We start from the raw sequence: 9,162 nt of genomic DNA on the forward strand, positions 1-9,162 counted from the left end.
TTGATTTACGTCAAACTATTTCAAGTCAGCGGCGACCAGCTTCCATCGGCATTGCGGCAGGCCGCGCCGCGCGCCCTGGTTTCGCGTCCGTCGACGGTCAGGGTGTGGGAATATTGCCGGCAATTCTGGTTGCCGACCTGATAGGGCGCATTGGCGACCACCTGCCCCTTGGCGTCATCGCCGGTCCACGACACAGGCGTGCCGACCGGGGCCGTTTCCAGCGCCTTGTATTCGGCTTCCAGCGCCTTGGTCTGGTCACCCCTGTCGAGCTGCACGCCGCTTCTCCCGACAATGCCGCCTTCCAGATTGGCAAGGAACGGCGTCGAAGGCTGCGCAGAGCGGCCGAACAGGCCGCCGCCCGCCGGGCGGGTGCCCGTGGTGGTGCAGGCGCTCAGCATCGATACGCACAGGATCGAGAGAAGTGCCGGGCGTGACACCAGCGAACGCATTGTCACGGAGCGGCAGCCATCATACACGTCAACCAAACCCTGTCCTCTTTTTTACCGCATCGCACCTAATATAGTGCCATTGAATTTCTTGCCTTTTTTCTTGTCTCACGCAAGCTCTTTCGAAAGGCCCGGCAAAATCAGATCGGCTTTCAGCCCGCCGATGGCGCTGCGCGACAGCGAAAAACGGCCATGGTACTCTGACACCACCTCGGAAACGATCGACAATCCGAGGCCCGTACCCGGCCGGCTCTCGTCCAGCCGCCGCCCGCGCTTCATCGCTTCGCTGATCTGTTCCGGCTCAAGCCCCGGCCCGTCATCCTCCACCGTCAGCTCCACCCAGGAGCGACGGGCAATTTCCGCATCGGAGGATGGGTGCGTGCCGGTCGCAAGCGTGATGACCACGCGCGTCTGCGCAAAACGCGCGGCATTTTCGAGAAGATTGCCGACGACCTCTTCCAGATCCTGCTGCTCCATACCGAGGACGGCGCCGGGTTGCTCGAAATTCAGCACGAACTGCTTGTCGGGGTTCAGGCGGCGCATCACGCGCACCAGCCGCTCCAGCGCCGGCTCCGCTTCCACGCGGGCAAGGATCGAGCCGCGCTGGGCGGCGATGCGGGCGCGGGAGAGATAGGATTGCACCTGCGCCTGCATGGCGTCCGCCTGCGCCCGCACCAGATCGCCATGCTGCGGCTCCAGCGTGCGGGCCTCGTTCAGAAGAACGGCGATCGGCGTTTTCAGCGAATGCGCGAGATTGCCGACCTGCATGCGGGCGCGCTCCACGAGGCGGCGATTGCTGTCGATCAGCGCATTGACCTCATTGGCAAGCGGCTGGATTTCACGCGGGAATTCACCTTCGAGGCTTTCCGCCTCCCCGCCCCTGATCTTGCCGAGCGCCACGCGAGCCTGATCGAGCGGCCGCAGACTGTAGAGAATGGCAAGACCGTTGACGACCAGACTGCCGACACCGAAAACGGCGAGCGCCAGATAAAGGCTGTTGGAGAAATCACGCACATCGTCTTCCACGACGTTCAGATTGCCGGAGACACGGAAACGCGCCGCGCGCCCCTCGCCATCCAGCACAACTTCCGTTTCCGCCACGCGCACCTGATTGCCGGCCTCGTCGGTGACGGCATAAAAGCGCTCATAGCGGTTGTCGAAGGGCGCATCGAGAATGCTCGGCACCGGCAGGGTGGAGACGCCGAGCGACGACGACACCAGCGGCGCGGTCTGGAAATTGCCGAGCGGCTCGACAACCCAGTACCAGCCGGTATCGGGCTGCGAAAAGCGCAGATCGCCGAGCTGCGGGCTGCCGGCCAGCGTGTTCTCGTTGGAAATCGTCACGGAATTGATGACGTTATAAAGCTGCGCCCTCAGAAGATCGGTGAAGCTGCGCTCCACCCCCTGCCGGTAAAGCGTCGAGATCACGACGGCGATCACCACCAGCGCCAGCACCGACCAGAGCGAGGCGAGCAGCAGAACGCGGGCGGTGAGGGAATTACTTCGCATCTGCCGGCGCTTGCATCCGGTAACCGAGACCACGGATCGTCTCGATCAGATCAACCCCGAGCTTCTTGCGCAGACGGCCGACGAACACCTCGATGGTATTGGAATCGCGGTCGAAATCCTGATCGTACATGTGTTCGACCAGCTCCGTGCGCGAGACGACCTCGCCCATATGGTGCATGAGATAGGACAGCAGCCGGAACTCGTGCGAGGTGAGTTTCAGCGTCGTGCCGTTGACGGTGGCCTTGGAAGATTTGGTGTCGAGCCGGACCGGGCCGCACACCAGTTCGGAAGAAGCATGGCCGGCGGCGCGGCGGATGAGCGCGCGCACGCGGGCAAGCACTTCTTCCACATGGAAAGGCTTCGTCACATAGTCATCTGCACCGGCATCGATACCAGCAACCTTGTCGCTCCAGCGGTCGCGGGCGGTGAGGATGAGCACCGGCATGGCCTTGCCGGCCGCACGCCATTTTTCAACGACGGTGATGCCGTCGAGCTGCGGCAGGCCGATATCGAGGACGATGGCGTCATAGGGCTCGGTATCGCCGAGATAATGGCCTTCCTCGCCGTCGAATGCCTGATCGACAACATAACCGGCTTCTTTCAGCGCATCGGTCAGCTGACGATTGAGATTGGCATCGTCCTCAACAACGAGAATACGCATTGTCCGCCCTTTCCTGTATCCCGGCCCGCAGGCGCGTCGCCGGTCATGCTAAATGTGTCGGATTGTTTTCCGATATTTCGGCGATGCGGGCAAGCTACATCGGCACGCGCATCGTCACCTTGCGCGGGCGTTCGCCATTGCCCTGGACGAGAACGGTGACGACACAGGACTGACCGTCACCGGAAGGATAGACCGAAAGCAGCTGACCGCCGGTTTCGCGCACGACGCGGGCGACGGCTGCGCCGCAATCGCTCGCCGCCAGAATGTAATGGCCCTGCAGATCAGCCTCGGGCGCCGTGAAACCGGAAAGCCCGGCTGCAAGCGTCGCGATGATGAGAGGTGATGCCATTCTACAAACTTCCAAAAAACCGGGTGCGTCTCGAACCGTATTGTGACCGAATATGTAGCGCAAAGCGTCTGAATGGCAAATGAATGCCGCCCCCGCCGCGTGGGCGCCAGGCGGGAACGGCGTTGTCGCGGGTGCTGTCAGCGAATGGCGCTGGTCGCCGAAAGACGGCCGTAAAGTGCGACCAGACCACCGATTCCGCCCGCAACCGTCACCAGCCCGTCCGCAAGTTCTCCTTGCAGACCGGCGGGCAGATCAAGGCCGGCGATGCTGAAAAGCGGTGCGAAAACCGCAACCAGAGCGCCCCAGATCGTGCGCGATTGATACCATGCTTTGGTACTGTCCATAGTCTCATCCTTTGCGTTGTTTTTCAGGCACATGTCAGATCGGGAGGGTGGCCTCAGCCACCACGCCCGAAGGCACCGCGCGGCCGAGCATTCGGACACGCACGGAAATGTGATCCCGCAATGCCGGGAAATCTGTGAGTTCGTCCGCTGCGGGGTAAAACCAGAAGGGTTGCGAAACCTCCGCCATGCGCCGCACGGTCTCGCCGTCCAGCACCTCGATGCGATAAAGCTCGAAGGGCTCGTCCAGCGGAATGTCGCTCGCATCCCAGCCGTCGGCCTCTACCCGGCCCCGGCGTTTCCACCTGATGAAAACGCCGTCGCCGCGCCGCTCGGCGGCAAGATGCACCGGCGCGAGCGGTGTCAGCGCCCGCAGGCCGCCCTCGAAGGCAAACGGACCGCTCGGCGCGCCCGCCATTCCGGCCGCTTCCGCGATCCAGTTCAGGCGTCGCCCGCGCTCGCTCGCGGCAAGACCGAGCGGCTGCACCGCCGCATCCAGCACCACCACCGGCGCACCTTTCGGCGCGCCTGCGGCAAGCGCGTCTTCCGTGCCGGCCAGTCCCCGCAGAAGAGCGGAGAGCCGCCAGCGCGAGGGTGTGATTTCCTCGGCTTTTGCGAAAGCGACGATCTCCCACACGCCGTTCGCCGCCTTGATGGCGAGACGGTTCTCGCCGTTCAGCACCGGAAGCTCCCCGGCCGACGATACCTCCCCGAAGGGCAGATCGACGACAACGGTGTTTTTCCGGTCGAAGCGGCCGGAAGGGCCTGATGTCAGCGGCATCGCCAGCGCGCCGAGCATCGCCGGCCGATCCAGCAGCACGCGCTGCCGGTAACCTTCCCTGCCCGGCGACGCGGAAATGATGATTGGTCGCCAGGGCTTTGCAAGCGCCGCAATCCGCGCCGAATCCTCCGACGCGGTGCCGTCATGGTAGGGCAGATCGAGAAACAGCACCTCGGGCGCGAAACCTTCCGCTCCGCTTGCGCCGCTGCTGCGCCGTTCCTCCGCGCCGCCGGCAAAGATCGGAAAGGCAGCGGAAAAGGCCCGCGCCTCCACCTGCCGCACCGCGCCGTCCTCGATCCGGCTGACCAGAAACCGCCCTGCCGGCGCCTGCGGAAAGTTCCCTTCCGGCAGGCGGATACAATCACCCGGTTCAAGCGCGATATCGCAAGGCGGCAGAGCAAAGCGCAGGCTGCGCCGCGCCTGCCGGTTGTCGCGCAACAACGCCTCGACGGCGGCTTCCGCCGTTTCCGCAGGCAGGGCAGCGTTAAGATCGAGCCGCATCACCCGGCTGCCGGCATTGTCGATGCGCCGGGACCGTACACTTGCCTGCTCGTAATCCAGCGTGGGGTTGAAAGAGGTCAGCACGGCTTCAGCGGCGAAATCGCTGTCATGGCCGCGATTTTCCGACCAGAGCGGCTCGTCCTCCAGATCGGCCAGCACGGCAATATCCCGCACCGGCAAGACCGCCGTATTGCGGGAGCGGAAGCGCAGGGTTCCGCCATCTTCCGTCACATCCACCTGAAACGCCGCCATCAGCGGCTCCAAGAGGTTGCGGGCGGAGGTCACGTCTCCCTGCACATAACCTCCCAGATCGCCGCTGACGGCGGAAACATCGAAGTCTGAAAAGCCGTGATCGGTGAGGATGGCGGCGATGGCATCGGCGAGCGTTGCCGTGCCCAGCCTCCCATTCAGCCAGTGGCCGGTGCGCCAGTTCGCCCCATCGCTCCAGGCCGCGCCATTCTGCGGAAAGGCAGGGAAAGGCCGTGCATCCCAGGTCCACAGATAGACCCGGCTTGCATCGACCATCGCCGCATCGCCCTTTCCCCAATGGTCGAGATGCGCCTCCAGAAACCGTCGCTGCTGGCTGTCGGCGCGGTTGCGGCGGGAAAAATAGGGAAAAGCGTTTTCCGCCGATTTCGGATCGGGAAAGACATTGGGGCGCGTCGCGCTCTTGTCCACCGCCGGGCAGCCGAGTTCGGTGAACCAGATGGGTTTCGAGCGCGGCGCCCATGCCGTCGGCGCGGTTTTCTCCACACCCCGCACCCGGTCGTAGTGGAGGTTTCCCCACCAGTTGCGCAAGTCCTTGTAACGGAACACCCACGGCTTCCCCTTCAGCCCGTCGGTAATCGGCGTGCGCCGCCGCGCGGCGCGGTCCGCATCGCTGGCATAATACCAGTCGAACCCCTCTCCCGCCGTGATCGCGCGGCGGAAGGCGCTCACATCGTCCGGGCCGGTCATGCCGTCGGGATTGCCGTTTGCGGCATCCCCGTCGCGCCAGTCGGAAAGCGGCATATAGTTGTCGATGCCGATGGCGTCGATATTCGGGCTCGCCCAGAGCGGATCGAGATGGAAGAACACGTCGCCCGAACCGTCCGCCGGCTGGTGACCGAAATATTCGCTCCAGTCCGCCGCATAGGTCAGCTTCACCGCCGGCCCCAGTATCGCCCGCACATCGCCCGCCAGCCGCACCAGTTCCTCGACAAAGGGAAAGGCATCATTCTCGTCTCTCAGCGCCGTCAGCCCTCGCAGCTCCGAACCGATCAGGAAAGCATCCACCCCGCCAGCCCGGGCCGCCAGCGCCGCATAATGCAGCACCATACGGCGATAGCCTTCATCGCGGTTGCAGAAGGCGGAAACCTGCGCCCTTGCGCCCGCGCTGCGATCCGCAGAACCGGCCCTGCCGGGTGCGGGAAAGCAGGTGATGCGCCCGCGCCAGGCATAGGCGTCCTGTTCGCCTTTGCCATAGGGGTCCGGCAGACCATTGCCGATGGGAACATCCATCATCACGAAGGGGTAAAGGCACACCCGAAGGCCGCGCGCCCTGAGATCGGCTATCGCCTGCAACACGCTTTCGTCGTTCGGCGTGCCGCCATAGGCCGGGCCGCCGCCATGATGGCTGACAGGATGCGCCTCATCGCGCGAAAGGCCGGCGACGGACCATGGCATGGTTTCCCCATCCCGGCCGGCCACTTCCACGCCCGGCAGAATGCGGCATTCCCCCGCCCGCATATCCGTGCCGAACCAGCTTACCACCAGCGCCACGCTCTCAAGATTGGGACACAGATCCAGCAACTCGTCGATCGCCGCAGCCCAGTCGGTCGAAGCGGTCAGGCCGTTGCGGTTCATGATGCGGCTTTGGCCGATCCCCGTCCTTTCGGAAACCTGCGCAGTGGCGTAACCATGTTCCGTTGCCCCCGGAATGACGGTGATGGCGCGGATGGATTTTTCCAGCCGACCGACCGGCCGCACCACTTCGAACTGCATGAGCGGAATGCGGTTGCCGAACCCGTCGAGCGGCAGGCGTTCGAACACCACATAGGCCAGTCCGCGAAAGGCCGGCGCATTGCCCGCCCCCTGCTTTGCCTCGATCAAAGGATCGGGCAATTGCGTCTCGCTGCCGGGATAAAAGCGCATCTCCACGGCACTCAGGTCCATCTCCCGCCCATCGGCCCAGACGCGCCGCACCCTTGCCGCTTCGCCTTCGCAAAGGCCGATGGCAAAGCTGGCGAAATAACGAAAGGTCTCCACTTTCGGGCCACGATTGCCCTTGCCGCCGCGCCGCTCCACCTCCACGCTTTCTTCGAAACGCGTCGCCCAGATCAGCGTGCCGCCGATCCGCGCTGCCCCGTAAAGCCGGTTGATCGCCGCGCCCTCATCCGCGCCGGGAATGCGCGCGGTCGAGAGCCGCGCGCCCGTTACCGTCCGCCCGTTCGAAAGCAGCGTGCGGTCGATGGCATTGCCCGCCAGCGCCCCCGCCGCCCGGCCGATTACCGCGCCCAAAGGACCGAAAATGCCGCCGAGTGCCGCGCCCGCCGCCTGAAAAACGATTGTCGCCATGCTTGCCTCGAAAAATCAGGGATCGGGAAAACGGAAGACGCCGGCGATGCGCCGCCGCCAGCCGGGCACCAGCGCCGAACGCACCACCGCCGCCTGTTCATAGGCGTGGATGAAATGCTGCGAACCGGCCAGAATGCCGAGATGCTTGGCGGCGGCATCGGCCCGCCAGCGGAACAGCAGCAGGTCTCCCGGCCTTGCCTCTTCCATGCCCGCCACCGTCGGAAAATGGCGTTTTGCCGCCGCCATCAGCCGGTCCTCGCCGCCGCATTCGGCCCAATCGGGCGCATAGGGCGGCGGCAATTCCGGTTCGTGGCCGTAAAGGTCGCGCCAGATGCCGCGAATGAGGCCGAGGCAATCGCAGCCGACACCCTTCAACGAGGCCTGATGCCGATAGGGGGTGCCGATCCAGCCTTCGGCGAGCGCCAGCACTCTTTCGCCGGGATGGCTCATGAAAACAGCGCCCCGCCGTCGTGGCTCTCGCCGCCCGCCGCATAGGAATAGGCAAAATCCGCCCCCGGCAGATGCGGAAAGCCCCGAAAATTCAGATGATTGGCGAATTTCGCCCGGCAGGTGGCAAAGCTCTTGTCACAGCCGGCGGTGACGGAAAACGCATCTCCCGGCAAAGGCGGCTGTTCCGGCGGCAGCCAGAAGGACAGAAGAACGCCACCGTCACCCCGCTCCTGCCCGTCGAGATCGAACCCCTTGCCGGCGAGCGGGCCGGTCAGAAAACGCAGCTTTCCCCGGCTGAAAAAACCATCGGCAAAGGCATCGAGCCCGGAAACGAGCAGGCCGCCCGAGGCATCCACCGCCGCCACGCTGCCATGCCCGGTGAAGCGTGCCAGATCGACACCGCAACGCCTGTCGCCAAGGGCGGCGTCGCAGCGCCGCCCATAGACCCGGCCCTGTGGCTGGCCGAGGCGATGGGCAAGACTGCGCAGCTCGGCGCGAAAAGCGCCGCCGGCCCGCGTCACCTCGCCAATCTCGCGCCTGTTCAGCAGCACATGCTGGTCAGGCGCCTGCCAGTTGACGAGGAAAAGCTCCACCCTCGCCCCATCGAAACGCCCGGCGGCCAGATCGCCCTCCGCAATCGCCTCGCTCGAAAAACCGCCCGCCACCTCCCCGGCGCCGGCACCCAGTCCCGTTTCGCCGTCACTATCGCTGGCAGAAAAGCCGCTGGCGGCGAGGTAGGACAGACCACCGAGTGATATCGCCTCGTCATGATCGGTAAAACCGATCACCCCGCCGTCCTTCAGTGTCACCTTCCAGCAATGGCATGTGGTCGTCGCATCTTGCGTGAGATGCCCGGCAAGGGCGGCGGGAATGGTTTTCATGGCAGGATTTCCATCAGTGGAATGGAGGGAATGCGGCCCGCCTCGAAAGCGGTCAGGTTCACGTCGATACGGTCGATCCCGAAGCGGACCGGCACGTCGAATTCAAAACCGGCGCGGATCGCGGTGCCGGCGGGCGGCACCCGCCCCGCACGGAACACGATCATGCCGGTTACATGATCGACCGCCACCTCAGCCGCTTCGACCTTCACCCCCTCGACCGAAACCATGACCGAACCTTCGACCGGTTTTTCTATCCGCCGCACGAAGGAGCCGCCCGCATCGGCATAGGTCTTCCGCAACTGAAAACCCGCTGTCACGCCGTCGCCGGTGCCGATCCTCTGATCGGTCGCGGCGGGCGTCTCTCCCGGCGGGCAGGATTTGAAATCCACCGGGTCGCGAAAACGAAAGCCGTAAAGTTCGCCGCGTCGCGCCTCGAAAAAGGCGAGCACCTCATAAAGATCGGCGACGGAGCGGATACCGGATCCGGCGTCATAACTGCGTCTGGCGTTCCTCCAACGCTGATTGCGGCTTTCGCGGCCATTGGACAGGTTGACGATGTCCGTCCGCCGCACCGGCCCGCCGCTCACCCCGAGTGCGAGCCGCAGCGGAAACCGCACTTCATGAAATGCCGCCATGTCATTGTTCCTGGATTCTTTTCGATGGTCTTGAAACGTGGGAGGACGCGCG

9 protein-coding genes are annotated in these 9,162 nt (G+C 64.5%); all 9 read right to left on the reverse strand.

Features of this window, described 5'->3' with window-relative positions:
- Positions 1-20: 20 nt before the first annotated feature.
- On the reverse strand, positions 21-449 hold the full coding sequence (locus tag PIB16_RS24470) for a membrane protein (protein WP_031233367.1): 429 nt from the start codon (positions 447-449) through the stop codon (positions 21-23).
- A gap of 105 nt (positions 450-554) precedes the next feature.
- Positions 555-1,955, reverse strand: coding sequence for a sensor histidine kinase (locus PIB16_RS24475; RefSeq protein ID WP_003521230.1), 1,401 nt, complete (start codon positions 1,953-1,955; stop codon positions 555-557).
- A complete protein-coding gene (locus PIB16_RS24480; RefSeq protein WP_003509815.1) occupies positions 1,945-2,616 on the reverse strand; it encodes a response regulator transcription factor in 672 nt (223 codons plus the stop codon). Before PIB16_RS24480 ends, PIB16_RS24475 begins: the two co-directional genes overlap by 11 nt.
- A 94-nt stretch (positions 2,617-2,710) precedes the next feature.
- A complete protein-coding gene (locus tag PIB16_RS24485) occupies positions 2,711-2,965 on the reverse strand; it encodes a hypothetical protein (RefSeq protein ID WP_003497070.1) in 255 nt (84 codons plus the stop codon).
- A 137-nt stretch (positions 2,966-3,102) separates the two neighbouring features.
- On the reverse strand, positions 3,103-3,309 hold the full coding sequence (locus PIB16_RS24490; protein ID WP_035262738.1) for a hypothetical protein: 207 nt from the start codon (positions 3,307-3,309) through the stop codon (positions 3,103-3,105).
- Positions 3,310-3,343: 34 nt separating this feature from the next.
- A complete protein-coding gene (locus PIB16_RS24495; protein WP_271046496.1) occupies positions 3,344-7,144 on the reverse strand; it encodes a baseplate multidomain protein megatron in 3,801 nt (1,266 codons plus the stop codon).
- Positions 7,145-7,159: 15 nt separating this feature from the next.
- Complete coding sequence (locus PIB16_RS24500; protein WP_271046497.1) at positions 7,160-7,594, reverse strand: C40 family peptidase; 435 nt, start codon at positions 7,592-7,594, stop codon at positions 7,160-7,162.
- Complete coding sequence (locus PIB16_RS24505) at positions 7,591-8,475, reverse strand: DUF2163 domain-containing protein (protein ID WP_271046498.1); 885 nt, start codon at positions 8,473-8,475, stop codon at positions 7,591-7,593. The genes PIB16_RS24500 and PIB16_RS24505 overlap by 4 nt, the downstream gene beginning before the upstream one ends.
- Positions 8,472-9,110: a TIGR02217 family protein gene (locus PIB16_RS24510; RefSeq protein WP_271046499.1), complete on the reverse strand. Its 639-nt coding sequence runs from the start codon at positions 9,108-9,110 to the stop codon at positions 8,472-8,474. Before PIB16_RS24510 ends, PIB16_RS24505 begins: the two co-directional genes overlap by 4 nt.
- Positions 9,111-9,162 lie beyond the last annotated feature (52 nt).

The sequence above is a fragment of the Agrobacterium sp. ST15.13.015 genome (assembly GCF_027871645.1).
Classification (GTDB): domain Bacteria; phylum Pseudomonadota; class Alphaproteobacteria; order Rhizobiales; family Rhizobiaceae; genus Agrobacterium; species Agrobacterium leguminum.

What these genes read in the sequence shown, in the direction of transcription:
- PIB16_RS24470 (WP_031233367.1), bottom strand. Translation starts at nt 449, where the DNA reads ATGCGTTCGCTGGTGTCACGCCCGGCACTTCTCTCGATCCTGTGCGTA.
- PIB16_RS24475 (WP_003521230.1), bottom strand. Translation starts at nt 1,955, where the DNA reads ATGCGAAGTAATTCCCTCACCGCCCGCGTTCTGCTGCTCGCCTCGCTC.
- PIB16_RS24480 (WP_003509815.1), bottom strand. Translation starts at nt 2,616, where the DNA reads ATGCGTATTCTCGTTGTTGAGGACGATGCCAATCTCAATCGTCAGCTG.
- PIB16_RS24485 (WP_003497070.1), bottom strand. Translation starts at nt 2,965, where the DNA reads ATGGCATCACCTCTCATCATCGCGACGCTTGCAGCCGGGCTTTCCGGT.
- PIB16_RS24490 (WP_035262738.1), bottom strand. Translation starts at nt 3,309, where the DNA reads ATGGACAGTACCAAAGCATGGTATCAATCGCGCACGATCTGGGGCGCT.
- PIB16_RS24495 (WP_271046496.1), bottom strand. Translation starts at nt 7,144, where the DNA reads ATGGCGACAATCGTTTTTCAGGCGGCGGGCGCGGCACTCGGCGGCATT.
- PIB16_RS24500 (WP_271046497.1), bottom strand. Translation starts at nt 7,594, where the DNA reads ATGAGCCATCCCGGCGAAAGAGTGCTGGCGCTCGCCGAAGGCTGGATC.
- PIB16_RS24505 (WP_271046498.1), bottom strand. Translation starts at nt 8,475, where the DNA reads ATGAAAACCATTCCCGCCGCCCTTGCCGGGCATCTCACGCAAGATGCG.
- PIB16_RS24510 (WP_271046499.1), bottom strand. Translation starts at nt 9,110, where the DNA reads ATGGCGGCATTTCATGAAGTGCGGTTTCCGCTGCGGCTCGCACTCGGG.